The sequence below is a fragment of the Polaribacter filamentus genome, assembly GCF_002943715.1.
In the GTDB taxonomy this organism is placed as follows: domain Bacteria; phylum Bacteroidota; class Bacteroidia; order Flavobacteriales; family Flavobacteriaceae; genus Polaribacter; species Polaribacter filamentus.
Genome location: NZ_MQUA01000013.1, coordinates 2896142 through 2922553, shown reverse-complemented (window position 1 = coordinate 2922553; position 26412 = coordinate 2896142). Strand labels below are relative to the sequence as shown.

General features: G+C 28.7%; 26 protein-coding genes. 9 read left to right on the top strand and 17 right to left on the bottom strand.

Going from position 1 to position 26412, the window contains the following annotated elements; all coding sequences use genetic code 11:
- Positions 1 to 110: 110 nt before the first annotated feature.
- The 6 genes from BST83_RS19950 to BST83_RS15360 form a co-directional block, all read right to left on the bottom strand.
- Entirely contained in the window at positions 111 to 251 is a 141-nt protein-coding gene (locus BST83_RS19950; RefSeq protein ID WP_170062692.1) for a hypothetical protein, read from the bottom strand.
- Positions 252 to 363: 112 nt separating this feature from the next.
- Entirely contained in the window at positions 364 to 1026 is a 663-nt protein-coding gene (locus BST83_RS15380; protein WP_104810550.1) for a helix-turn-helix domain-containing protein, read from the bottom strand.
- Positions 1027 to 1328: 302 nt separating this feature from the next.
- Positions 1329 to 1937 (bottom strand): hypothetical protein, encoded by a 609-nt coding sequence (locus BST83_RS15375; protein WP_104810549.1) that lies wholly within the window; start codon positions 1935 to 1937, stop codon positions 1329 to 1331.
- 130 nt (positions 1938 to 2067) lie between these two features.
- The gene (locus tag BST83_RS21545; RefSeq protein ID WP_367889110.1) at positions 2068 to 2235 is read right to left on the bottom strand and encodes a lantibiotic dehydratase C-terminal domain-containing protein; all 168 of its coding nucleotides are present in this window, start codon (positions 2233 to 2235) and stop codon (positions 2068 to 2070) included.
- Positions 2232 to 2942 (bottom strand): thiopeptide-type bacteriocin biosynthesis protein, encoded by a 711-nt coding sequence (locus tag BST83_RS15365; protein ID WP_104810548.1) that lies wholly within the window; start codon positions 2940 to 2942, stop codon positions 2232 to 2234. Before BST83_RS15365 ends, BST83_RS21545 begins: the two co-directional genes overlap by 4 nt.
- Complete coding sequence (locus BST83_RS15360; protein WP_104810547.1) at positions 2939 to 5158, bottom strand: lantibiotic dehydratase family protein; 2220 nt, start codon at positions 5156 to 5158, stop codon at positions 2939 to 2941. Before BST83_RS15360 ends, BST83_RS15365 begins: the two co-directional genes overlap by 4 nt.
- A 317-nt stretch (positions 5159 to 5475) precedes the next feature.
- On the opposite strand from BST83_RS15360, the gene BST83_RS19945 reads away from it, so the two are divergent.
- The 5 genes from BST83_RS19945 (at position 5476) to BST83_RS15340 (ending at position 9969) form a co-directional block, all read left to right on the top strand.
- Complete coding sequence (locus BST83_RS19945) at positions 5476 to 5625, top strand: hypothetical protein (protein WP_170062798.1); 150 nt, start codon at positions 5476 to 5478, stop codon at positions 5623 to 5625.
- Between the two features lie 646 nt (positions 5626 to 6271).
- The gene (locus tag BST83_RS15355; protein ID WP_104810546.1) at positions 6272 to 7336 is read left to right on the top strand and encodes a site-2 protease family protein; all 1065 of its coding nucleotides are present in this window, start codon (positions 6272 to 6274) and stop codon (positions 7334 to 7336) included.
- Positions 7296 to 8387 (top strand): lysophospholipid acyltransferase family protein, encoded by a 1092-nt coding sequence (locus BST83_RS15350; protein WP_104810545.1) that lies wholly within the window; start codon positions 7296 to 7298, stop codon positions 8385 to 8387. The genes BST83_RS15355 and BST83_RS15350 overlap by 41 nt, the downstream gene beginning before the upstream one ends.
- Positions 8388 to 8479: 92 nt before the next feature.
- Positions 8480 to 9295 (top strand): carboxypeptidase-like regulatory domain-containing protein, encoded by an 816-nt coding sequence (locus BST83_RS15345; protein WP_104810544.1) that lies wholly within the window; start codon positions 8480 to 8482, stop codon positions 9293 to 9295.
- Between the two features lie 56 nt (positions 9296 to 9351).
- Positions 9352 to 9969 carry a S8 family serine peptidase gene (locus BST83_RS15340; protein ID WP_302849493.1) on the top strand — a complete coding sequence of 206 codons (618 nt, stop codon included), beginning with the start codon at positions 9352 to 9354 and terminating at the stop codon, positions 9967 to 9969.
- A 5-nt stretch (positions 9970 to 9974) separates the two neighbouring features.
- Here BST83_RS15340 and BST83_RS15335 read toward each other — a convergent pair whose 3' ends face one another.
- The 7 genes from BST83_RS15335 to BST83_RS15310 form a co-directional block, all read right to left on the bottom strand.
- Positions 9975 to 12554, bottom strand: coding sequence for a phosphoenolpyruvate carboxylase (locus BST83_RS15335; protein WP_104810542.1), 2580 nt, complete (start codon positions 12552 to 12554; stop codon positions 9975 to 9977).
- Between the two features lie 168 nt (positions 12555 to 12722).
- Positions 12723 to 13100 (bottom strand): hypothetical protein, encoded by a 378-nt coding sequence (locus BST83_RS15330; protein WP_104810541.1) that lies wholly within the window; start codon positions 13098 to 13100, stop codon positions 12723 to 12725.
- Positions 13101 to 13146: 46 nt separating this feature from the next.
- The gene (locus BST83_RS15325) at positions 13147 to 15114 is read right to left on the bottom strand and encodes a protein-disulfide reductase DsbD family protein (RefSeq protein ID WP_104810540.1); all 1968 of its coding nucleotides are present in this window, start codon (positions 15112 to 15114) and stop codon (positions 13147 to 13149) included.
- A gap of 22 nt (positions 15115 to 15136) precedes the next feature.
- Complete coding sequence (locus tag BST83_RS20185; RefSeq protein ID WP_240614784.1) at positions 15137 to 16027, bottom strand: TlpA family protein disulfide reductase; 891 nt, start codon at positions 16025 to 16027, stop codon at positions 15137 to 15139.
- A gap of 119 nt (positions 16028 to 16146) precedes the next feature.
- On the bottom strand, positions 16147 to 16512 hold the full coding sequence (locus BST83_RS20180; RefSeq protein WP_205853593.1) for a hypothetical protein: 366 nt from the start codon (positions 16510 to 16512) through the stop codon (positions 16147 to 16149).
- Positions 16513 to 16522: 10 nt separating this feature from the next.
- Positions 16523 to 17827 (bottom strand): tRNA lysidine(34) synthetase TilS, encoded by a 1305-nt coding sequence (gene tilS, locus BST83_RS15315; RefSeq protein WP_104810539.1) that lies wholly within the window; start codon positions 17825 to 17827, stop codon positions 16523 to 16525.
- Between the two features lie 22 nt (positions 17828 to 17849).
- Entirely contained in the window at positions 17850 to 18671 is an 822-nt protein-coding gene (locus BST83_RS15310) for an alpha/beta hydrolase (RefSeq protein WP_104810538.1), read from the bottom strand.
- Positions 18672 to 18746: 75 nt separating this feature from the next.
- On the opposite strand from BST83_RS15310, the gene BST83_RS15305 reads away from it, so the two are divergent.
- Together BST83_RS15305 and BST83_RS15300 are read left to right on the top strand one after the other, a co-directional pair.
- Complete coding sequence (locus tag BST83_RS15305; RefSeq protein WP_104810537.1) at positions 18747 to 18998, top strand: hypothetical protein; 252 nt, start codon at positions 18747 to 18749, stop codon at positions 18996 to 18998.
- Positions 18988 to 19266 (top strand): type II toxin-antitoxin system RelE/ParE family toxin, encoded by a 279-nt coding sequence (locus BST83_RS15300; protein ID WP_104810536.1) that lies wholly within the window; start codon positions 18988 to 18990, stop codon positions 19264 to 19266. The genes BST83_RS15305 and BST83_RS15300 overlap by 11 nt, the downstream gene beginning before the upstream one ends.
- A 10-nt stretch (positions 19267 to 19276) precedes the next feature.
- Here BST83_RS15300 and BST83_RS15295 read toward each other — a convergent pair whose 3' ends face one another.
- From BST83_RS15295 to lpdA, 3 genes are all read right to left on the bottom strand, one after another.
- Entirely contained in the window at positions 19277 to 19513 is a 237-nt protein-coding gene (locus tag BST83_RS15295; RefSeq protein ID WP_104810535.1) for a CIA30 family protein, read from the bottom strand.
- 93 nt (positions 19514 to 19606) lie between these two features.
- Positions 19607 to 20908, bottom strand: a complete 1302-nt coding sequence (gene pabB / locus BST83_RS15290) for an aminodeoxychorismate synthase component I (protein WP_104810534.1) — start codon at positions 20906 to 20908, stop codon at positions 19607 to 19609.
- 90 nt (positions 20909 to 20998) lie between these two features.
- Entirely contained in the window at positions 20999 to 22399 is a 1401-nt protein-coding gene (gene lpdA / locus BST83_RS15285) for a dihydrolipoyl dehydrogenase (RefSeq protein ID WP_104810533.1), read from the bottom strand.
- Between the two features lie 98 nt (positions 22400 to 22497).
- On the opposite strand from lpdA, the gene BST83_RS15280 reads away from it, so the two are divergent.
- A complete protein-coding gene (locus BST83_RS15280; protein ID WP_104810532.1) occupies positions 22498 to 22971 on the top strand; it encodes a heme-binding domain-containing protein in 474 nt (157 codons plus the stop codon).
- Entirely contained in the window at positions 22972 to 24210 is a 1239-nt protein-coding gene (locus BST83_RS15275; protein ID WP_104810531.1) for a glycosyltransferase, read from the top strand.
- A 74-nt stretch (positions 24211 to 24284) separates the two neighbouring features.
- On the opposite strand, the gene BST83_RS15270 is transcribed toward BST83_RS15275, so the two are convergent.
- Entirely contained in the window at positions 24285 to 26303 is a 2019-nt protein-coding gene (locus BST83_RS15270; RefSeq protein ID WP_104810530.1) for a M3 family metallopeptidase, read from the bottom strand.
- Positions 26304 to 26412 lie beyond the last annotated feature (109 nt).

Here is a 26412-nt window from a genome sequence, read left to right as displayed (position 1 = left end):
ATAAAGAGAAGAAAACATGTACTGATAATAAAGTTAAATTTCATTTGTTTTGGTATGAGATAAACTCACCAAATATAATTTTAAAATATATTTGGTGAATAAAATAATAATTACTTTTTACCTTTCTGAGTGTTTACAGTATCATCATCACATAGACCATTACCCCCTACTATTTTTTGAAGATTTTTAATTTTTGCGATTTGAAATTTCTTAAAACTTAATTTCTCTTTTTGTTCTTGTTGTTTTTTCATAATAATTTTAAATTTTAAAGTGAGCCACTAAAGTAACTAAGAAATCCTGCAATCTCTTCATTAAGTTATTGAAATTTATAAATTTCAATAACTTAATGAAGGTTTTAATCAACTAGTTTTCAGTAGGTTTGTTGTTTATTTGCTTTATAAAATATGTAATGGAAATACCCGTTTGTTTTTGAAATGCTGTTGAAAATGATTGGGCTTTATTAAAGCCAACATCTTCTGCAATCGCTTGAACTGTATAGTTTCTAATAGTTTTATCAGTTGTTAATTTTTCTATTGCATATTCAATTCTTATCTTATTTAGATAGTTAGAAAAATTAACTTGCTTTGAACTATTTATTATTTTAGATAAATAAGTACTATTGGTTTTTAACTCTTTTGCTAATGAATTTAAAGTATAATCATTTTTTATAAACTTATTAGATTTTTCAAAAATGAGTAGCTTATTTAAAACATCTTTTACTAGTTCTTCTGATAATTCAGTAGTAGTAATTTCTATTAAATCAGTATTTTTATTGTTGGACAGCTTTTTCTTACTATCAAACCCAAGCATTAAATCATTGAATCGTTTCTTATTTTTTTTATTTTTCTTAAAAAAATAAAAAGCTATGAATAAAAATAAAGAAGTTATAATAACCAAAATAAAAATACTTATTTTCTTAAAAGAGTTGCTTTTATCCAATTCTGATATGAGGCGTTCCTTTTCAGAAAGAAGGAGTGGTATTTCGTATTTATTAACTATTTTTTTTCTTAAATGATTATGCTTCATTCTAATAATATTATCTAGAGTTAATAAGTTCTCTATTACTTTTAGATATTTTTCTTTTTTGTTATTTTCTTTATAGTATTTTAAAAGTAATTCATAAGAATCTTTAGCTTGAAAGATGATTTCTGGATGTACTTTAAATAGTGAGTCATTTTTTTTTAAATATTCAATTGCCTTAGCTTGTTGCTTCTTTCCAAGAAAGGATTTATATAAATATAAATTGCAAACAGCAATATTTGTTTTATCGTTTTTGAATAATTTAGAACTCTTAAATAAACTATCAATAGCAGAATTGTAGCTTTTTTTTAAATTCTTAGTGATTCCATATGATAATAAAAATTAGGATATAAATATCTTATATTATTTTTTCTACTTTGTATTAGCCCTTTTTTATTAATAATTTCTGCGGAGTCTAATAATTTGTTTCTATTATATGAGTCCGCTAAGGCAAGCAAAGACTTTAGGTACTGTTTTTGATATTTTATTTGTTTCTCTTTATTATTAAAAAACAATAAATTTTCTCTAAATACTTTTAACGACTCCTCATGTTCATTAATACAATTTTTAAGCAATCCTATATAATGGTTGACGCATAGTCGTCCATATTTATTTTTAGAAACTTTATAATATTTATGTGCCCTTAAATAATTTTCAAAAGCTTCTGAATAGTTAGCTAAATAATATAATTGGATACCTTTTTGTAAGTAGCCTTTTGCTGGATAATCACTACCCTTTTTATTTATATTTAAAGCCAATATACTATCAGCATATTTCACTCCTAAAGTATTATGCTTATTTAACTCCGATAAAAAATAATATCCATCAGCTATTTTAATAGATTTTTTTTCTCTTTTCGCTTTTAATAAAAAAGCTTGTGCAGACTGTCTTTTTATAGAATCAAATAAAGACTTCACATAATGGTCTTTTAAAACTTCAAAACTTAATTTAGATAGCGAGTCTATTTGGTTATTTTGAGCCTTAATAGCTTGTGTAATTATTAAAAGAAGAAGAAAAAAGAAAGAATATTTTTTTAAAAAATCATTTTCAAGAATTGTTTTTAGTTAATTCAAAATTATAATATCGATATAGGTTGTCATAACATACCAATTCATGTAAACGTTGTTTATCTCTAAATAATCTGTTTACCATCATGTGTATATAACTAGATAATAGATCGTTTAGATTTATGTTCTGTTGTAATTCTTTTTTCAGTATAATTTTTTTACTATTTTTATTTGCTCTTTTTTAGTGTTTAATAAATTGATTAAAGGCTGGTATTCATTATGACTTTGCATTTCCATAAACTCAATAATTTCTTTTTTTAAGCCATTGTATTTTTTATAAAGCTGCTTGCTTAAACTTTTATTTGAATTAAATTCAGCTTTAAAAGCTTCTAAGTTTTCTTTTACAAAAAGAAGTTTATCCTCAATAGTAAAATCAAAAACTTGAAAAATAGTATGTATAGAACGTAATGCAAACATAAAAAGCAGGGTGTCATCTTCAATTAACTCTAATGCTTTAATGCATAGATCACTATCATGAAAAAATAAACTTTCAGCTTCTTCTATCGTATTTTCGCCATATCGTTCTATCTCTCTATTGTAGGTGTCTGTTTGTATTTTCCATATCAGATCATTTTCTACATAATTGGATACTGCTTTTTTAATGTTATCAATAATTATTCCAAGTTTGTCTATATCATTGCAATGAAAACGAATGCGCAAATGAGGATTTGGGTCTGTATATCTAATAAAAAACCATTGATCTATAATTTTTTTTTCTAGTAACCTTTCAGTAAGTGGTTTTATACAATCAACTAAAACCATATCGGCAGTTCTTTTACCACAATAAAGTTTATAGTACAACCATTCATCTCCTAATATAAAGGTGCGTTTTATTATAGATGTGTCTGGTTTCATTTTTCTTGATTATATAATGTAATAATACATTCGTTTGTAAACCGTTCACTTTTCCTATTTACAATAGTATCTTCTGTAAATAAAAATTCTTCTAGTACGCATTGTTTCTTGTTTTTAATGGAAGCTAATAACAATTGTATGCTATAAAAATGTTCTAAATCTATTAACAAGGCATTGTCACCCTCTACCAATTGAACATATTTTGGGACTTGAAAAAGCTTTCGCCATTTTTCGATAGCAGACAACAATAATACTTCATTATCATAATGAGCCATCAATGCTTTAATTTCTAACGTTCTTAAATGCCATTTAGCTTTTGATAAAATGGTTTCTTTATAAACTACTCTTGGTAAAAACGGATGGTCATCCGCTAATCTAGGCCATGAAAACCCCAGGTATGTTTTTTTATTTTGCGATTGTAAATCACATAAAAAATGATAAATAGGTAACGCTTTAGATTCATAATTATGTGCATTCGTAAGTCTTGGTAGTATTTCTTTGTTTAGTCTTTTCGATGTAAGAATAATTCTGTTATTTTGTATGGAGACCCATAGATCATTAATTGTAATTTGCTGAGATAAAGGCAGTGTAGATTTTGCCAAATAAGGAATCTCATACTCTCTTAAATGGGGTCTCTTTAAAACATTACCAGTTCTTGCTTCTGGAAGATGTGCAATTTCTGCTATTATTTTGTCTGGTTGCATTTGTTGCTCCAGATTGGTAATTTGTTTTAGATGTTCTAATAATTGGGCATCTCCATAAGAGAATCTCGCTAACAAGTTTCCCGCATTAGCACTTAATCCATTTACTACAAGACGTTCCTGATAATCAATTTTTAAAACTTCTGTAAATGCAGATAAAGTATCTGGAACATGCTTCCAGTCTAACTCAATATGCTCTAAATCGGTATCTTTAAATTCTATTATAAATTGATTGTTTTTTTCAGTATCTAATAATTTTTTATAAATAATGGTATCAATTTCATTCCAAACAATGGTCTCTTCTGTGTTCACTTTATTTGGAGGAAGTATATCTTCTAAAAAAGGAGTAGTATCTGAAACGGCTTGATGTTGAATATAGCCAATACCCAATTCTATATCTAAAACGTGTACCAGTGGCATTTCTCTAGTTTCATAACGTTCTAAAAATGCTTTTTTGAATTGTTCTAGCTTTTTATTAGGGGTTAAAGGAGATAATTTATTTAGCAAAGGGAGTACCTTTTTAAGAGTATACCCATGTTTAATCGCTAGCGTATTCGTACTGGTTTTGACAAATAGATCTGTTTGGAATACATATTTTTCTTCAAACGGAATGCCCAATTCTTTCATTGAAGTGAAACAATTATGATAGGGAATTGAAGTGTTTCCTATTTTTTTATCGATAACCGTTAAATGATTTTGCAATAATTTTAAAGGCGAATTACTTTGTTTTGTGTTTTTTAATGAACCAATCTTTTTAATGAGTAAATTAAGGGAATCACTTCCTGTTACATTTAATTCTAACTCACTTACCAGTATTTGATTTTCTATTAATGACTCTATAAATTCATTGGCATCTTCAATAGAGACATCATCTGCTATAATTTCATTTGCTAGTTGATGAATTGTTTTACCTTTTTTAGCTTCTTTAAGTACTTTCTCTATGTAAGGGGTATTTTCAACAGCTTCTATACTGTAAGACCTTTTTGCTCTTTCTAACTGATATTCTATAGTACGATATTGATTTGCAACTTTATATAATGTTGAGTTCGGAAAAAATAACAATTGCTTTTTAAGCATCGGATTCGTTAAAAAATGATTATAAAGAGATGCTATGTAATTGGTATCATATTTGGTTATTCGTTTATAGTGCTCAATAGCTTTTAACTCAATTTGGGAAGTTTTATTAAAGTTACCAGTAGAAACCCCTGCAAATAATCCAAAAGGTGTACATCTTGTAGCTGTTCTAATAGCATATTTTAAAAGTGTATAATCCAATTCTCCTTTTTTTGAAATGGAAACCATGCTTTCTTTAAAAGAGGTGCATAATTCTTGATGCAAATATGGAGAGGCTAAAAAAACAGCTTCTTTAAAAACCTCATTTTCCCATATATTTTTTAATAGTTCAAACCTGTTTTTTTCTGCGCTAAAAATATTTTTACAAAAATTTATGGGCAAAGCAGGAGTTCTCAAACAATAATTTTCTAAAAAATAGTATGGATTTTTAGATTTTTTCATAGAATAAATTAGGGATTCATCCTCCAAAGGTACTTATTTTTAGATACCCACTTAAACTAATGAAAATCATTTGGTTACAATTATTTTATGTCATTGAAATTTATAAATTTAAAGCATAGATTTATAAATATCAACTTCCTTTGTTTGTATACTATAAGTTTATCTTGTTTGTTTGTAGAAGAATTTAAAGTGGGAAAATGCTATGAAAAAGAAAGTTTTCACTGACAGTTCTTTATTGAAAATATTTGTTGTGCAACAAATAGGCGGAAACCGAAAAGCCTTAAAAAGAGTAAGTGAAATAATAAACTTTAATAATTATGAAAAATTTAAATAGTTATAAAAATTATCAATTAGCGCCTAAATTAAAACAAACTGTTTTTGGAGGAAATGCCGATGATGGAATAACAAACGGAAACTGCACGCCAGATCCTCTTGGTGATGCTATTAGAAACGGTTTAGGTTTATAAGATATTATTGGCGGAAACCGAAAAGCCTTTATCAAATAGAGTAGGTAAACTAAATATTTTATATTATGAAAAATGATTTTTTAAAAGAAATGTCTATTGAAGACTTAGAAGCAAGAAATGAATTTACAGCTGCTGCAGATTGTGAAATTAATTTCGAAATCAACATTTGTCCCCAGTAGTAAAACATTTGATTCCTATCCTAAAACTTAGGATAGGGATTAATTAAAACTAAAATTATGAAAATAAATTTTTTAAAAGAGATGTCTATTGAAGACATAGAATAGAGAAATGAGTTTACATTTTCTTGTATGGATGGGTATATTGATGCATCTATAATTATTTGTCCCTAGAAGAATAGAGATGTAAAAAATTAATGCGAAAACTGAAAAGCATTTATCAAATAGAGTAGGTAACTAAATATTTTATATTATGAAAAACGATTTTCTAAAAGAAATGTCCATTGAAGAGTTAGAAGAAAGAAATGAATTTACAACTCTTTCGGAAAGCAACCCTTGCATAGAGGTTGGAGTAACTATTAAGTTTTGCTAAACTTAATTTCTAACAAATTTTTTTAACAATAAGGTGAATTAATTATGAGAGAGAAAAACATTGGTTATTTGAAGTTGAAATTTTTAATAATAATAAAATGGATTTTCTTTCTTTTAATGATAAAACGTTTGTTATTGATGAGAACACAAGTAAAATAGTTAATACTTTAAAAAACAATAATTTTAACTTTGAAAAGTCTTTAAACTACTTGAACAGTAATTATTATAATAACTTATCAAGAATTGAATTAGATGCTTACTTAAATAATCTGTTTGAAAGCACTCTAAAAAAACCCAAGTCAAATAAATTAAATAAGATTCTTATACTAGGAAATCCCTCAAAATTTAATTGGTATAATCCTTTAACAAAACTATTCTCATTTAACAATAGTCTAAACTATTTAATAATTGGAGTTATTTTTTTAATAAATATTTTAGCTCTTAATTATATACAAAATGCCGATGCAACTATTATGAATGTTTCAATGCTCACCAATAATATCTTTTACTTTGTTGGGTTAATAGCACTTTTATTTTGGCACGAGCTAGGTCATATCGTTGCTGCAAAAAAGCATAAATTAAAAATAAAAGAAATAGGAATTGGTATCTCATTTATTTTTCCAGTTTTATATGTTGATTTAAACAATATATGGATACTCCCTAAAGAAAAAAGAACACTTATTAATCTTGGTGGTATTTACTTTCAACTTCTATTTAGTTTAATATTAATAATGCTTTTCGAAATTTTCAGTTTTAAAGTGTTTGTAGATCTTTTTTCATTAAATTTTTCTATTATATTAATTAATATGATACCGATCTTTAAGTTTGATGGTTATTGGTTACTAAGTGATGCAACGGGAATACTAAATCTTTCAAATAAATCAAATAAATCAATAAAATCCTTCTCAACCTTCAATTTTAAAGACTTAAAAAAAGAAAAACCTTTAGTTTTAATTTACTCGATGTGCAGGTTGTTATTCTATAGTTATTTATTCTACTTATTAATTAAGATGACCAAGTATTTATATTTCAATCTTTCTATTGAATTGATTAAAAACATACTAACATCCAGATATTTTACAATTATTATTTCACTATTAACTTTAAAATTTTTATTAAATTATGGAAAACGAATTTTTAAAAAAGAAGATGGAGTTATATAACTCAATATTTAATTCTTCGGAAAAAGGAAAGAAAAATATGATGTATTCTTTTAGCCTTTTTGCTGCTAACGTTAAGTGTTTCTCAAATCAAATATATACCTATTCCGAGCTAGAAAAGGCTTGCAAAAATGTATTGTACTACCAAAATTTAGCGAGTCTGGAACAATACTATCGATCAAACCTTTTAAATTCGAATATAATAAATACTGGGAAAATTGATTTTGAGGATATATTAAAAAACAATAAAACTCCAATATTTGCGACTTTTCACATGGGTTCCTACAGGTTGTTAAACTCATTCTTGTATGAAAAAGGGTTTAAAAGCGTTTTAATTGTTAGAGGAAAAGTTTTTGAAGAACAATTTGAAAATATTTTTAATGAAGTAAAGCCAATATTAAAAAGAAAAAAAGAATCTGATATAATAATTTTAGATGCAAATGATAGAAAATCAATATTTAAAATTAAACAACTGGTCGCTAGAGGATACTGTTTAACAGTATATCTTGACGGAAACACAGGGGTTAATGATGAAAAAGGTGTACAAACAAAAAATCATTTGAAAATTCCATTTTTAAATAGCAATATGTATATTCGAAAGGGAATAGGGCAATTGGCATATTTATTGAAATTAGACATCATACCTGTTATGTCTTATAGAGATGTAAATGAAAAAAATAATATCGAATTTTTGCCTAAAATATTATTTAACGCCTATAATAACAAAGATTATATTGAAAAATCACTTCTTATATGTTATAAGTATTTAGAGAATTATCTAGTAACATATCCTTGGCAATGGGAATGCTGGATGTATATTCATAGCTGGATAAATAGAGATGCAAACATGCGAGAAAAAAGCGTTAAAAACATATTGAATATAAATCAATACCTTCCTTTTTATATAGGTGAAAAAGAATACCTTACCAATTTAGAAACATATAAAATTCTACCATTAAAAAAGAAGAGTATTAATGCATTACAAAACGGCGAATTATCTTTTTTTTCTAAAACAGAAATAAAAGAATTAAAAAACAAATTAGTTTTAATTTAATTTTTGGAATTGTTTTTGATAATAAATGTGAAATTAACATATTAGTTAGGCTTATAATTATCCTAAATAAATAAATAAAATATATTTACAGTATGAAAATAGAATTTAAAAAGATAATATTATTGGTTTTATTCATTAGTTACACCAATATGTATACACAAGAAAAAATAGCCGGAAAAGTGTTTGATAGAAGTACCAATACACCCTTAAGTTATGTTAATATAGGTGTTTTCTCTAAAGACTTAGGTACAGTTTCTAACGGTGCTGGAGATTTTAACTTAGAAATAGAAAACTTAAAAGACTCCATCACTTTTTCAATGATTGGATTTAAAACAAGAAAAATTCCTGTCGCATATTTTAATCTAAAAGACACAATATATCTAGATGAAGAGAGTATAGAACTAGAAGAAATATTTATAAGTAACAAAAAAGGGAAATCAAAAATATTGGGTAACAAAAAACCTAAATTATTTTTTGCATCTATTTCATTTAAAAAAATTGAGGCTGGTAATGAACTTGGTATAAAGATAAAAGTAAAGAAAAATACTGACGTTAATAAATTTAACTTATTATTAGTAAAAAATGATTATCCTAATTTGAAGTTAAGACTTAATTTTTATAATTTAAAAGACAACAAACCTTACGAGAGGATTAATTCAGAAAATATTATCTTCGAAACTAGTATTGAAAAAGGGGTTCTATCGATAGACTTAACAGATTATAACATCACATTAAAGGAGGATTTTTTTGTTTCAATAGAGTCTTTAAACAAGTTAGATGATGAAAACAAACAAATTATAGTAGCTGGTAGAGTTTTAGGAAAATCTTATGGTAGAAAAACAAGCCAAGGTAGTTGGACCAAAATTAAAATTGGTTTTTGTTTATCTTTAGATGTTTTACAATATTAAATTGTACTTAACATATATTAGATCTAAAAATGCAAATCGAATATTTTAAAAAATAGATAAAGTATGCTGTAGATAATGGAGCTAAAGTAATCAATATGAGTTTTGTTAAAGAATTTTCCTTGCATAGTAATTGGGTAAATGATGCATTTAAATATGCAGAAAAAAACAATGTTATAATTATTGCTGCCGCTGGAAATGAAGCTGAAAATTTAAATTTGGTGAGTACTAGGTTTCCAAATGATATGTTGAATAATGGTGAAGAAATTACAGATAATTTTATTTCTGTAGGATCTATTTCAAATTCATTAAATAAAAAAATACTATCATACTTCTCTAATTATGGGAATAATTATGTAGACCTTTTTGCTCCTGGAAATGATATTTATACAGCACTTCCAAATAATAAACATAATTTTAATGGCGGTACTTCCTTAGCTTCCGCAATTACTTCAGGCGTAGCGGCTTTATTATATTCTTATTACCCAAATTTAACAGCATCCCAAGTAAAACATATTCTAATGGATTCTGGTTTAGAATACACAATAGAAGTAAGTACGCCAACCAAAGAAGACAAAAATAAAACTACGCCGTTTAACCAATTATCTAAATCTGGGAAAGTTTTAAATGCTTATAATGCTTTAATTATGGCAGATAGTATTTCATCTAGAAATTAGATTTTTTAAGCAGAATTCCTACTCGCATTAATATTACCAAACAAAGATCGCATTACCATTTTTTCATAAATCTCAATTTCTTTTTCGTTTCCTTCCGTTTTTTGAAGTTCTTGAATTCTTTTTAAAGCAAATTGCTGTATTGTTAATAATGGTAAAACAATATTCTCTCTAATTGCTATCGATGCTTTTCCTACAGGATGGTTTTCCATCAATTCGGTATGACCTGCAAGTTTTAACAACAAACGTTTTGTAGTGAGGTATTCTTCATGAATTAAATTCCAGAATTCACCATAAACAGGATCATCTGCCATATATGCAGTTAGTCCAAAGAACGATTTTGTTAAACTCATCATACTATTTTCTAGCAACGTTTTAAAGAAATCTGATGCATTGTAAAAATCAACAACTTCATAAAATCTACCCGCTTCTTCATATTTTTTTAATGCAGCTCCTACGCCATAAAAGCCAGGAACATTTTGTTTTAACTGACTCCAGCTGCCAACAAAAGGAATTGCTCTTAAAGAAGCGAAATCTAAAGTATCCGAAGTTGAGCGTTTACTCGGTCTACTACCAATATTAGTTTTTGCATAATATTTTAACGTACTCATTTTTTCTAAATACGGTAAAAACTGTGGATGATTTTTAAAGTCCACATACGTTTTGTAGCTTGTTTTAGCTAAATCTTCAATAATTGTTCTGTGAGAATCATTTAATTGATCTTTGGTAAACATTTCGTTTTTAATTCCAGAACTTAACAACTGTTCTAAATTGTATTGCGAAGAATCTAACGTTCCAAAATTAGAGCTTATGGTCTGTCCTTGAATTGTTAACTGAATCTCTTTGTCCTCAATTGTTGGACCTAAAGAAGCATAAAATTTATGTGTTTTTCCGCCTCCTCTTGCAGGTGGTCCTCCGCGTCCATCGAAGAAAATTACATCAATATCAAATTCTCTAGAGATTTTGGTTAAAGCTTCTTTCGCTTTAAAAATACCCCAATTTGCCATCAAATATCCACCATCTTTTGTTCCATCAGAAAAACCTAACATAATAGTTTGCTTGTTTTTTCTTTTTGATAAATGATATCTGTAGGTATTATTTGTATATAATGTGCGCATTACAGCACTTGAATTTTCTAAATCATCTACGGTTTCAAAAAGCGGAATTACATCAACCGGTAATTCGTTTTCAAAGCCGCATAAATTTAACATTGCAAAGGTTTGCATTACATTTAATGCACTTTGATTATTACTGATAATATATCTGTTTGCACCGCGTTCGCCATTTCTTTGTTGAATGGTTTTTAGTGCATAAATAGATTCAATTGTTTTTACGGACATTTCATCAGATAAAATAGTAGGATCAATACTTCCTTTTACTAAGGATAATACATTGATTTGCTCATCAGCAGATAAATGATGATAATTTTTAGGGAACGTAGTGTCTCCAGTTGCAATTAAATCGGTTACAATTTGTGTAAACGCATCATGATGCACTCTACTATCTTGTCTAATATCTAGCGTTGCAAAATGGAAACCAAAAATTCTAACTTTGTTTATAAAGTCATTTAACTCTTCTACAAATAAAGATTGGTGTTTGTTAATTACTATTTCTCTTGCAGCATGTAATTCTTCTAAAAGAATTTTTTGAGAAAAATTAACTTTTGCATAACTTCTTACAACGTGTTTGTACAAACGTTTTTCAATTCTTGCTAAAATTTCATGAACACCATCAAAAGTAAAACGTCTTTTTAAACGTCTTACATCTCTATAATAATTTCTTAAAATTGTTTGACGTAATCTTTCTGCAACATCTAATGTAATTTGTGTAGTTACAAACGGATTTCCATCTCTATCTCCTCCAGGCCAAAAACCAAGATCTATAATCTCGTTGTTCATAGTGCCACCATCGTACACATTCTCTTGAATATAGTTGTATATTTTACTCACTGAATGATAAAATACATTTTCTAAATACCAAATTAAACTTACAGCTTCGTCAAAAGGTGTAGGTTTTTCTTTTTTGTAAAAAGGAGTTTTACCTAATTGTGCTAATAATTTTTTGATGAGTAATAAATCATTATTTTGAATTGCTTTATCTAAATCTGTAATAATACCTAAAACAGTACCAGGATAAAACTGTGTTGGATGTGCAGTTAAAACAACACGCACTTTAAAATCTTCTAAATGTTTTTTTAACTCTTCTTTTTTGTCATTTAAAAATGCAGTTTCTTTAGAATTACTAAGTGTTCCAATTCCATCCATATTATGTACAATAGGAAAAGCGGCATCTTCAACAGCATCAAATAAAACTACTTGACGTTCTATATATTGAATAAATTGAAAGAGTAGATCTTTTTTACCGTCTTCTGTGGGGTTTTCTAGATATTTCTGATAAAACTGCTCTACAATTTCTGTTGGATTCAATCCTTGTTTAAAACCTTTTTCACAAATTTTATGAAAAAGAGGTAATAAAACTCCTGTATTATCGATGGTGTCAAAAGGAAGTGTGATAAAAATACTGTTGTAAATTTGATATTTAGACAGCACATTATCGTTAAATCTTGTAATTTTTGGTAATCCATACATTTCTTCTAAAATTTATTTCGTGAATTTACAAAAAAGCAAAAATAAAGAACCTAGGTTTTTACGAATAATCACTTATTTAATTACGAAAACGATATAAATTTTGAGAGATTTTTTATAAATATATAAATTTTGATGAAGTCTTTTGTTTCTGTTGGTTTTTAAACATATTTATTGCTGTAAATTTGCCGGCGCACATTGTAAATTCCAACGAGTTGGATCGTTTTTTAGCAAAAAACCTTTTAATAAATTTTTATCTTGATATCTTTTGTAATCATCATAAATAAATGCAGTTGGTGTTTTACCTAAATCGTTAAAATCGACAGAAAACCTATTTAAATCTATATCAATACCATCAACTATAACAAAACTTAAATTGACTAATTTTAGCTTTTTATTTATTGCAGAGAAACTATTTTTACTATTTAAAAAATTAGAAAAGGTATAAATACTCGCCGGTTTTTTTGATAAATTCTTATCGCTATTTTGCCCATTTATTGAAATACTAAAAAGGAAAATTAGTGCAAGAAATAGGTAGTTTGTTTTCATGATGCTAGTTGTTTTTGTTAATTCTAGAACTTGAATAATTATAGGATTATTTTTTATTAAAATTTTTCAAGCCTTCTTGTAACCAATCATAGTAAGTGTCTCTATCTGTGTATTGCTGTGAAGAATTTAATACCTCTAAATCCGGACTCAACAAAACATAAAAAGGCTGTGATGCGTTCTTGAAATTAATTACCTGAAAAGTAGACCATTTATCACCCACTGTTTCAATCCTTTTAACCTTTCCGTTTTTCTTTAAAAAATCGAATTGTTGTGCTATTGCCAATTCTTTTTCGTTATCATCAATGTATAAAGAAATCAAAATATAATCTTCTTTTAAAAGTTGATAAATATCTGGTTCACTCCATACATTTTCTTCCATTTTTCTGCAGTTTACGCAAGCCCAACCTGTAAAATCTAACAAAATTGGCTTGTTGGTTTCTTTCGCAGCAGCAAGGCCTTCTTCGAAATCATCATAACAATTTAAGCCTAAAGGGCACGCTGTTTCCTGCTCGTAAATACTGTAAAATTGTGGAGGTGGAAAACCGCTTAATAAACTTAAATTCCAAGTAGGGTTTTTCATAACTCCGGGAGAAATATATATAATAAAAAAGATAACTAGTACCCCAAAAGAACCTCTAGAAAACGATAGTTTTTTGATTGGAGAATCATGCGGAAACTTAATTTTCGCAAATAAATACAAGGCTAATCCTATAAAAATCACAATCCAAATTCCTATAAAAACTTCTCGTTTTAGCAAATCCCAATGTGCAACTAAATCTGCATTTGATAAAAATTTAAACGCCAAAGCCAACTCTAAAAAGCCTAAAACAACTTTTGTTGTATTTAACCATCCGCCAGATTTTGGCAAAGAATTTAACCAACTAGGAAACAATGCAAACAATGCAAAAGGAAGTGCTAGAGCTAGCCCAAAACCAGTCATTCCTGCGGTTAATTGTGTTGCGCCGCCATCCGAAGTTAAAGATCCTGCAAGTAAAGAGCCTAAAATAGGACCGGTACAAGAAAATGAAACAATTGCTAAGGTTAAAGCCATAAAGAAAATACCAATAATTCCGCCAACAGAAGAAGCTGAATCCATTTTATTCCCCCAAGAACTTGGTAATGTTATTTCGTAAAATCCGAAGAATGAGAATGCAAAAAAAACTAAGACCGCAAAAAAGAAGCTATTTAACCAAACATTTGTGGAGATTGTGTTTAAAATTTCAGGATCTAAATTGTCTAAAAAGTGAAAAGGAAGACTCAATAAAATATAAATAAGTACAATAAAAAAACCGTATAAAATGGCATTGAAAACCCCTTTCTTTTTGTTTGCTGATTGTTTTGTAAAAAACGAAACCGTTAAAGGAATCATAGGGAAGACGCAAGGTGTTAATAATGCTAGCAATCCGCCAATAAAACCTAATAAAAAGATGCTAAACAAACCATTTGAAGTATCGGAATTTGTAGTTGTAGAATTCTTTAAAAGTGAGGTGTTTTTTAAATCTAATTGTAATTTTTTGGTTAGATTTTGGCTTTTTTCATCAATAGAAATTACTTCATTTACAGCTTCTCCTGCTAAGGAAATAGTGAAATTTTCATCAATATTTATACAGGCAGTTTCACAAACCTGACCAAAGAAATTTAGTTTTATTTGTGTAATTTCTTTGTTTGTAAGTTGAATTCTTTGCGTAATAATTGCTTTTTCTTTGAAAACAATTTCTTCTTTTTGCCAAACATCAGAATATTTTGCAAAAGTATCTTTTTCAGTTGCTTTGCCAACTAATTCGTAACCAGTTTCGTTTGCTTGAATCGTTATTTCTAGCGGCAGCGAAGCTTCATCAGGATTGTATTGTGAGTATAAATACCATCCTTTAAAAAGTGTCGCACTAAAAACAATATCATATTCAGTTTCTGATATTTTTTGAACAGAAGATTCTAATTTTATTGGTTCATCAGTTGTTTGACTAAAAAGATAAACGGATGAAAATAAAAGAAAGATTAAAAAGAATTGCTTCATAAAACTGGGCTAATTTGTGTTATTATATTTTTAATTCGTTAAATAATTCTATTAATTTTTCACTAGAAGGTCTTGGCGCATTTGCAGAAACAATGTTTCCTTGCGGATCTAATAAAACAAAACGAGGAATTCCTTTAATTAAGTAATCTTCAATAAATTGAGAATCCCAATTATTGTCTGCAAATAATTGTATACCGCCTAATTCTTTATCAACAATCATTTTTTTCCATTTGTCATGATCTGCTTTTTTATCAATAGAAATGCTTACAAACTCAATGTTTTTATCATGATATAATTTCTCTGTCTTTTTTAAAGAAGGAATTTCGCCAATACAAGGTCCGCACCAAGTTGCCCAAATATCCATATAAACAAACGTACCTTTTAAATCGTCTAGAGAAGTTGTGCTACCATCATTATTTTCATAGTCTGTAAATTTTGGTGAAGCATTCCCTTTCGTTAACTTTTTTAGATTAGTGTAAATTTCTGCTATTTTTTTATTATTGTTTTGGTTTGTAGATGCTTTATTGAACAATGCATAATAATCTTCTAAATTGTCTGTATAAGTTATTCCATATTGCGCGTCATTAAATAGTAATGTATTTCTAATTATATCACTTTTAATAGTAGATAAGGTTTTTAAGTATGCCAAATCATTTTTTATAGAATCAGTTTTCTCTAAATTTGCAGATTTGTTTCTATAGTTATCCATTACTAAACTTCTATAATTACTAGAGAACAAATAATCATTTTCATTTTCAAAAGAAAGATTTTTTAATTTGCTTTTAATTTTATTGGAAGCTTTAAAGTCTTCTTTTTTTGCATAATAACGATGATAATTTTCGTAGTTAGAAATTGAAGCTAAATATTCATAATTAATATTTGAAGTTTCATTTTTTATGAAATCTTTTGGCAAGTCATTCGCATTGTATAAAAAATCTTCTTGCGCTTTTTTAACTTTTAAAACACGATTTATAAAGTCGTCTTCGTTAAGAGAGTATAACGCTGTATTTTTAAGTTTGAATTTTTTATTATTTATTTTTTCTCTAATAAATATCTACTAATAGCACTATTTTTTCCTGTAAAAACTAAAGTAGAATCAAGTTTATTTGTATCATATGTAAAGTTTAATTTATCTCCTTCTATCAAATAAAGACTTAAAGTATTATTTTTTTGTACTAAAAGGAATTCATTTCCATTATTTATTTTAATTGTATCTGTAAATTGACCATTTTCTAAAGTTATTTCTTTTTTATCACTAGAATCATAACTATTGTAAAGTGTAATTTTAGATGAAGATGCATTATCAATTTTACCAGATATAATTGCATAATCTACTTTGACTTCTTGCTTACAAGAGAAAACTATTAGTGTAATAAAAAATAAAGATAATTTTTTCATACTGTGTTTTTTAAGTTGGTTTTAGGCTAATCTTTAAATTATTGTCATTCACAAAACGTCTATCTTGTCTATGATTTAGCACCCAAATAATTTCATTTTCATTGTTACAAAGTAGCCAAGTATTTTCTTTTTCAAAAAGCGATAATTTCTCATCTTTAAAATATTTGCTTAACTTCTTTTTTCCTTGCATTCCCAGCGGATAAAGATAGTCGCCATTTTGCCGTTTTCTTACAATTAACGGGTATTTTAATAAATTTTTATCAACGTAAATGATTTGTTTATTTTCTATGGATTTTTGCTGAACAACTTCAAAATTTAAATGAATAGGATGTGTAATTTCTGTTTGATTTTCAGTAATTAAAAACTTTTCGTTTTCATTCGGAATTGCATGCTCAGAAAGTAATAAAAACGCTCTGTCTTTTAATAATCTGTGTGTTTTAGAAAAAATTTGTTTTCCAGATTGTGCAGAAAGTAAGTTGTAAACATCATTCCACTCTGTAAAAGTGTAGTTTTTTAATAATTGATATAAATACGCTTTCGGATTTGAAAGTTGATTGATTTTTTCAATATTAATTTTTAAAATATCATTTTTAGAGTTGATAACTTCTGCTGAAATATCAGCAATTCTGTCTTCAATAATTTGTTTGCTTTCTTGTAAATTTTCTATGGTTTTTGCAAAGGTTTCTAATAAATTAGGATTGATTTCCTTTAAAAGAGGAAGCACCGTATGTCTAATTTTATTTCTGATATATTTTGTGGTTGCGTTACTCGCATCTTCTCGCCAATTAATCGTATTTATTTTTGCGTATGCTAAAATTTCTTCTCTGGAAAACGCTAAAAGTGGACGAATAATATTTCCGTTAATTTTTGGGATTCCTGTAAATCCGTCTAAACCAGAACCACGAGTTAAATTGATTAAGAACGTTTCTAAATTATCATCTGCATGATGTGCCGTTAACACATAATCAAAACCGTGTTTTTTAATGATTGCTTGAAACCAATTATAACGCAATTCTCTTGCGGCAATTTGTGTAGAAAATTTGTTCTTTGATGCAAATTTTTCTGTATCAAATTTTATGGTAAAAATCTGATTAGACGATTTTTGTGATAATAATTTCACAAATTCTTCATCTAAATCACTTTCTTTTTCGCGAAGTTGAAAATTGCAATGCGCTAAAGAAATATCGAAATTTAATTCAGAGAAAAGATGTGTTAAAACAACAGAATCCACTCCGCCAGAAATGGCTATTAATAGTTTTTTATCCTTTAAAAAAGGAAAATTAATATTGATATGTTCTTTAAATTTTTGAAGCATTTACGCCTCAAAAATACGGAAATTAAAGTTGAGAATTCAACCAGTTTACAACATCTTGTAGCATTTCTTCTTTGCACAAATCGTTTTGTAATTCATGATAACCATCTTTGTACAATTTTAACATTGCATTTTTCGATTTATTAGCAAATTCTTCACTTCCTGTATAATCGATGATTTTGTCATCAGTTCCATGTAAAATAAGCATTTGAGTATTTAATTTCTCTGCGTTTTCAATTGCCCATTTCCCTGAATCAATAAAAGTTAAAGAAAAATTGGGACTAATTTTATCATGCACTAAAGGATCATTAATATATTTTTCAACTTCAGCTTTATCACGGGAAATATCATTTGCATCTAATTCATTTCCCATCGTTAAAGAAGGTGCTATTTTTTGCAACAATTTACCAACAGCTAATTTTATTGCTGGTGGTTGAAAAGCCAGTTTTAAAAACGGACTTGTTGCTATAACTCCTTTTAAATCATTTTTTATTCTTAGTACATAATTAACAACAACATTTCCACCCATAGAATGCCCGTAGAAGAAAATAGGCTTGTTTGGGAATAACTCTTTTGCCTTATTAATTGTTGAAGTTACGCTTTCTAAAACTGCTTCAAAACCCGGATTATGACCACGTTTTCCAGAAGTTTTTCCATGACCAAACTGATCAAAGGCTACTACAGAAAAATCATTTTCGGTTAGTTTTTTTGCCACATGAGTGTAGCGTCCAGAGTGTTCGCCCATTCCGTGTACTAATACAACAACCGCTTTTGTGTTTTTTGCTTCCCAAACCTGGCCATAAAATTCGGTGTTATAAATATTGAAGTTGAATTCTTTGTGTGTCATAAAAATATTTTCTACAAAAGTAAATAAATATACTTTGTAAAGTTTACGTACATTTATCGTATAAATAACAAAGAAATGGCACAAAATAAAAAAAGGAAAGAAGTGACTTTAGATGCTAATACAATAGAATTATTAGAGTTACAAGCAAAAAGAGAGGGTAGGAAGTTGAAAAATTATATGGAGTACATTTTAAGCGAAAAAGCAAACGATTTTCAGCTTACAGATGCTTATAAAGAAATGATGGATAAGACATTGGATGATTTTGATAAAGGAAATATTAATTTTACCAATTGGGATACTTTAAAGGGTAAAATTAATGTTATTTAAAATTGAAATTTCTGAAGAAGCAGAAAATCAAATATTTGAAGCTTATTTTTATTACTCTGAAATAAGTGAATCATTGGGTAAAAGTTTTAATACTGAGCTTATTAATACTATTGATTATCTGAGAGAAAAACCAGGATATTTTCAAAGTAGATATAATGGAGTTAGAATTGTATTGACAACAAAGTTTCCATATTCAGTTCATTATGTTATTAAAAATGAAACTGTTTTTGTGCTAAAAATATTACATCAAAAACAATTCTATAAATAAAAGCTAAAAATCAAGCACTTTTATTTTTCTTCAACCAAACTCTAATCTCTTTTCTTAAAGAAACTTCTGGTTTTGGTAACGGAATGGTATTCCCAAATTTTTTGCTTCTGTTAAATTTAGAAAAATTTATTTTTAGTTGTTTCCATTCTTCTGGATACGTGTCTAAAAACGCATTGAACATCGTTTGTTCTGTTTTCTTCTCTTTTAAATTATCAAAAATTTGTTGAAATTTTTCTTTTAGTATCATGCTGTAAATATAAGTAAACTCACTATAATTTTGAAAGTAGATTTTTTTACTCTTTCTTAAAATGCTGAGCTTGTTAATCGTTTGTTATTGCTATTATTTAGAATTCAGCAGCACATATTTCATCGCTTTGGCCTTTAACAAACATTCTTCATATTCTTTTTCAGGAATAGATTTTGCCGTAATTGCGCTACCAACGGAATAAGAAATATACTTTTTTTCTTCATTATAAAGGATACTTCTAATAATTACATTAAAATCAAAATCGCCATTTGGTGAAAAATAACCAACCGAGCCAGAATACAATCCGCGTTTGGTTTCTTCAAGGTTTTCAATAATTTTCATAGCAGAAAATTTTGGAGCGCCTGTCATACTTCCCATTGGGAAAGTGCTTTTAAGAACGGCTACAGGGTGTATGTTTTCTTCAATTTCCGAAACCACAGTAGAAATCATTTGATGCACTTGTTTAAAAGTATACACTTTGCATAATTCCTCTACTTTTACGCTTCCTTTTTTTGCTGATTTTGATAAATCGTTTCTTACCAAATCTACAATCATTACATTTTCTGATCGTTCTTTGGTATCTCTCGATAAATCGGATGCAATTTGAGCATCATCAATTTCACTTCGTAAACGTTTTGCAGTTCCTTTTATAGGTTGAGAAATAATTTTAGTTCCTTCTTTTTTGATATATCTTTCTGGGGAAGCTGATAAAGCGTATTGATGCTCAATTTTTAAAAAAGTAGCAAAGGGCGGCGTAGAAATTTTGTTTAAATGATTGTAAACTTCAATCGGATTTATCGTGCTATTTTCTGCATAAAACTCTTGGCAAAAATTAGCTTCATAAATATCACCTCTTTTAATATGTTCTAAAACTTTGGTTACTTTTTGATAGTATTCATCTTTATGAATCCGAAGTTTTATTTTGATGTCATTTTCAGATCTTTGGATTTCTGGGTTTTTAGATTTTTGAATTTCTTCAAAATCAAACTCCATTTCGTCGTCAACCATTTTTAAATAGTGAAACTCAACTGAATTATCTTTGATGAAAAACAGTTTTTGAGGCTGAAAAAAGTACAAATCAGCAAAGTCTAATCCGTCAAAATTATTTGAAGTAAGATCCTCAACATCATTTTTTACATCATAAGAAATATACCCAAAAATATAATCTTTGGTAATTGTTTGATATTCTTTTAATTTCTCAAAAGCATTAAAATAATCTGTTTTGATTGATGTAAATTCTTCAACCGCCAAAGCAGTATCAAAACTAGCATATTGCTGTTTGTAATTGTTAGAATCTAGCCAAATTGCAGTTTCGAATTGTTGCGCCCAAAACAATAAATTGTGTTTAAATTCTTGTCTATTATCAACAGAAAAAGTGCGAATTGTTCTTTGCATATTCTTTATAAAAATACTTGACAGTTTTCTAAATAAAAAAGACCTCACAGGTTCTTAAAACCCGTGAGGTCTAGTATACTATAAATAAGTTTACGCATTCAATGGTTTCCCGTCCCAAGCAGCTTTTGCAGCTTCTTTAACAGCCTCAGAATATGTTGGATGACCATGACAAATTCTTGCTAAATCTTCCGCAGAAGCTCTAAACTCCATGGCAACTGCAGCTTCCATAATTAAATCTGCAACACGTGCACCAACCATGTGAACGCCTAAAATTTCATCTGTATTTTTATCAGCTAAAACTTTTACAAAACCATCAATATCACCACTAGCTCTAGATCTACCTAATGCACGCATAGAAAATTTACCAGCTTTGTACTCTATTTTAGCTTCTTTTAATTCCTCTTCAGTTTTACCAACTGCAGCAGCTTCTGGCCAAGTATATACAATACCCGGAATTAAATTATAATTAATATGTGGTTTTTCGCCAGCTAAATATTCTGCAACAACAACTCCTTCTTCCTCTGCTTTGTGCGCTAACATTGCGCCTTTAACAACATCACCAATTGCATAAATATTTTTAATATTTGTTTGTAAGTGATCATTTACATCAATTCGCCCTCTTTCTGTAACCTTAACGCCCGCTTTTTCTAATCCTAAACCTTCTGTGTAAGGCTTTCTTCCAACGGCAACTAAGCAATAATCACCAGAAAATTCAATTTCTCTGTCTTTTTTATCCGTAGCTTTAACAACAATAGTATCTCCATCTCTTTGCACAGAGGTTACTTTGTGGCTTGTAGCAAATTTAATTCCTTGTTTTTTAAATACCTTTTGTAATTCTTTAGAAACATCCGCATCCATTCCTGGAACGATTTTATCCATATATTCAACTACAGTAACTTCTGCGCCCAAACGGCAATAAACAGAGCCTAATTCTAACCCAATTACACCGCCACCAATTACAATTAAATGTTTTGGTACTTCAGGTAATTTTAAAGCTTCGGTTGAGGTAATGATGCGTTCTTTATCAATTGAAATAAAAGGCAAGGTTGCTGGTTTTGAACCAGTTGCAATAATAATATTTGTCCCTTCAATTACTTCTGATGAACCATCATTTTTAGAAACTTTTATGTGAGTTGCGTCTTCAAAAGAACCTAAACCTTCAAAAACAGCAATATCATTTTTATCCATTAAATATTTGATTCCGCCAGTAGTAGTTTCTACAACATTGGCTTTTCTTTCTATCATTTTTGTAAAATCAAAAGATGGTTTTTGAATAGAAATTCCGTGTTCTTCAAAATGATGAACAGCATCGTAATAATGATGAGAGGAATCTAATAAAGCTTTAGATGGAATGCATCCAACATTTGAACAAGTTCCTCCTAAAGTAGCATATTTTTCAATAATTGCTACTTTTTTCCCTAATTGTGATGCTCTAATTGCTGCAATATATCCTCCAGGACCAGAACCAATAACAATAATGTCGTATTTCATGGTAAGTTAAATTTAAGGCACAAAAATACGCATATTTTTAGAGATTCAAAGAAGAATTTGTTAGATTTACTGTCAAATTAAATCTAAAAATGTAACCAATGAAAATTCTTAAAAAAATAGCAATCGTTTTATTAGTAGCACTTGTAATTGCACAGTTTTTTGGGCCAGAAAAAAATGAAGGAGATATAACGTCTGTGGCTACTTTTTTGGCAGAAACAAATCCGCCAGAGAATGTGCGTAAAATATTGTCAGAAAGTTGCTTTGACTGTCATTCTAGTAGTACAAAATACCCTTGGTATAATAATATAACTCCCGTAAATTATTGGCTAAATGACCATGTGAAAGACGGAAAAAAACATTTAAATTTTTCTGATTGGAGTACTTATTCTTTAAAAAAGAAAGAACATAAAATGGATGAATTGTATGAAGAAGTTGAGAAAGGAGAAATGCCTTTAAATTCTTATACTTGGACACATTCTGAAGCGAATTTAACGCAAGAACAAATAGCAGAAATGGTTTCTTGGGGTAAAAGTGTACAAGCAGATTATAAGCAACAAATGAACGCTCAATAATTGACGATACAACAAGTTTTAATTATTGGAACTGTTTGGGTAGAACCTAATTCTTCTGCTGCAGGAAGCAGAATGCAACAACTTATAGAGCTGTTTTTAAAACAAAATTATAAAGTTACTTTTGCGTCTGCTTCTCAAAAAAATGAAAAGGCAATTTCTTTAAATTTTTTAGGAGCTGAGGAGGTTTCAATTGAATTGAACAACATTTCTTTTGATGATTTTGTAAAAAAATTGAATCCAACAATGGTTGTTTTTGATCGTTTTATGATGGAAGAACAATTTGGATGGCGAGTAGCTCAAAATTGCCCAAATGCAATTCGTATTTTAGATACAGAAGATCTACATTTTTTGCGCAAAACTAGACATCAACAATTAAAAAAAGGAGCGGAGTTTACAACAGAAGCATTGTTAATATCGGATGATGCAAAAAGAGAAATAGCTTCCATTTTAAGATGTGATGTGTCTTTAATAATTTCAACTTACGAAATGGAGTTATTAAAATCAGTCTTTAAGATTGATGAACATATTCTCTATTATTTGCCTTTTTTATTAGATAAAATTGATGAACAACAAATTGAAAATTGGAAATCTTTTGAAGAAAGAAAGCATTTTGTGTTTATTGGTAATTTCTTTCACAAGCCAAATGTTGATGCCGTTTTAACCTTAAAAAATGAAATTTGGAGTAAAATTAGAACAGTTCTTTCTCAAGCGGAAATCCATATTTATGGAGCGTATGCAAATCAGCAAATACATCAATTACACAATAAAAAAGAAGGGTTTATTATCAAAGGTTTTGCAGAAAATGCAAAAGAAGTTGTTGAAAAAGCTAAAGTGGTTTTAGCACCTTTGCGTTTTGGAGCAGGAATTAAAGGCAAATTAACGGAAGCGATGATTTGTGGAGCACCAAGTATTACAACCTCAATTGGAGCGGAAGGAATGCACAACTTTTTGCCATGGAATGGCTTTATTGAAGATGATTTTTCTGCTTTTTCAACAAGGGCAATTCAATTATTTTCGGATGAAAAAATTTGGAAAAATGTTCAAAAAAATGGAGTTCAAATCATCAATCAGATATATGATAAAGAGAAACTCGAGCAACCTTTTATCAATCAACTAAATGAAATTCAGGATAATTTAGAGATGCATAGAACTCAGAATTTTTTAGGAAGTTTGTTGCAACATCAAACTTTACAAGCCACGAAGTATATGAGTAAATGGATAGAAAGTAAAAATAGTTAATAGTTTTTAGTAACAGCATTCAGTTGCAGTTTGCAGCACTCAACTGACTGCGAACTGCGACTATAAACTGAATACTATAATAACCCAGCTCTTTTTAACAAAGCATCTGGTTTTGGTTCTTTGCCTCTAAAGCGTATATATAAATCCATTGGTTTTTCTGTTCCTCCTTTAGAAAGTACATTTTCCTTGAATTTAGTAGCTACTTCTTTGTTGAAAATTCCTTTTTCTAAGAAATATTCAAAAGCATCCGCATCTAAAACTTCTGCCCATTTATACGAATAATATCCAGCAGAATACCCTCCTTGAAAAATATGAGAAAAAGAAGTACTTATGCAATTTTCTGCAACTTCAGGATATAAAGTTGTATCCGCAAAAGCATTATTTTCAAATTCTTTAACAGAAGAAATTTTTTCTGGAGATTCGCTACCATGCCATTTCATATCTAATAAACCAAAACTAAGCTGTCTTAATGTTTGCATCCCTTCATGAAAACTTGCAGATTCTTTAATTTTCTCAACATATTTCATCGGTATAACTTCACCAGTTTCATAATGTTTTGCAAACAATTCTAATGCTTCTTTTTCGTAACACCAGTTCTCTAAAATTTGACTTGGTAATTCAACAAAATCCCAAGAAACAGATGTTCCAGATAAACTATTATAGGTCGTGTTTGCTAACATTCCATGCAGTGCGTGACCTAATTCGTGAAACAATGTGGTAACTTCATTAAAAGTTAATAAAGAAGGTTTTGTTGCTGTTGGTTTTGTGAAATTACAAACGATAGAAACATGAGGTCTTTCATTAACGCCGTTTTTAATTTGTTGCGGTTTGTAGGATGTCATCCAAGCGCCATTTCTCTTTCCTTTCCTCGGATGAAAATCAGCGTAAAAAACTGCAATAAAGTTATTATTAGAATCAGTAACATTATATGTTTTTACATCTTGATGATATTTGTCGATGTTAAAAATTTCTTCGAAATGCAAATCATACAAACGTTTTGAAATTTCAAGAGCACCATTAATTACGTTTTCTAATTTAAAGTATGGTTTCAAAATTTCTTGATCTAAATCAAACAATTCTTTCTTCAATTTTTCTGAATAATAAGCTCCATCCCATTTTTGAAGCTGATCGATATTGTCTAATTTTTTGGCATAAGATTCTAAATTAGTAAACTCTTTTATAGCTGCAGGTTTTGCTTTTTCTAATAAGTTATTAGAAAATTCAATTACTGTTTCTGGAGTTTCCGCCATTCTTTCTTCCAAAACAAAATGTGCATGAGTCTTATAACCTAATAAATTTGCTCTTTCATTGCGAAGATTTACAATATCTAAAACAACTTTTTCATTGTTGAATTCATTGTCTTGAAACCCCTTTTTACCAGCTGCAATTGCTAATTTTTTTCGCAATTCTCTATTGTCTGCGTAGGTTAAAAAAGGAATGTAACTTGGGTGATCTAACGTAAAAATCCAACCTTCTTTTTCTTTAGATTTTGCAACCTCTCTAGCCGATTCTTTTTCGCTTTCTGGTAAACCAGCAAGGTCCTTTTCATCGGTTATGTGCATTTCAAAAGCTTGAGTTTCTGCCAATACATTTTCCCCGAATTTTAAAGAAAGTTTAGAAAGTTGTGCATCAATTTTACGAAGTGCTGTTTTATCTGCTTCCTTTAAATTAGCACCATTTCTTGCAAAACCTTTGTATTGTTTCTCCAACAACATTTGTTGTTCTGGACTTAATGGTAACGTTTCTTTTGAGTCAAAAACAGCCTTTACCTTTTTAAATAATGCGGTATTTAAAGTAATATCGTTGCTTAATTCGCTTAACCAAGGAGAGATTTCTTGCGCAATTTTCTGAATTTCATCATTCGTCTCAGCAGCGTTTAAGTTGAAAAAGATACTCGTTATTTTATTTAGTTTTTCGCCTGTAAAATCTAAAGCTACTGTTGTGTTTTTAAAAGTAGGAGTATCGGTATTATTTACAATTTCATCAATTTCTGATTTTGTAATTTCAATTGCTTTTTTGATTGCAGGTTTGTAATCTGAATTAGAAATTTTAGAAAATGGTGCTGTATTAAAATCTTGTAAAAGTGGATTCATTTAGTCGTATTTGTTCTGTCAGGTCGAGCGCAGTTGAGACATTAATGTAACCTCTCAAGAACTACGTCCGTACTTTCAATTAAAAAATATGTTGATTTCAGTAATGCTC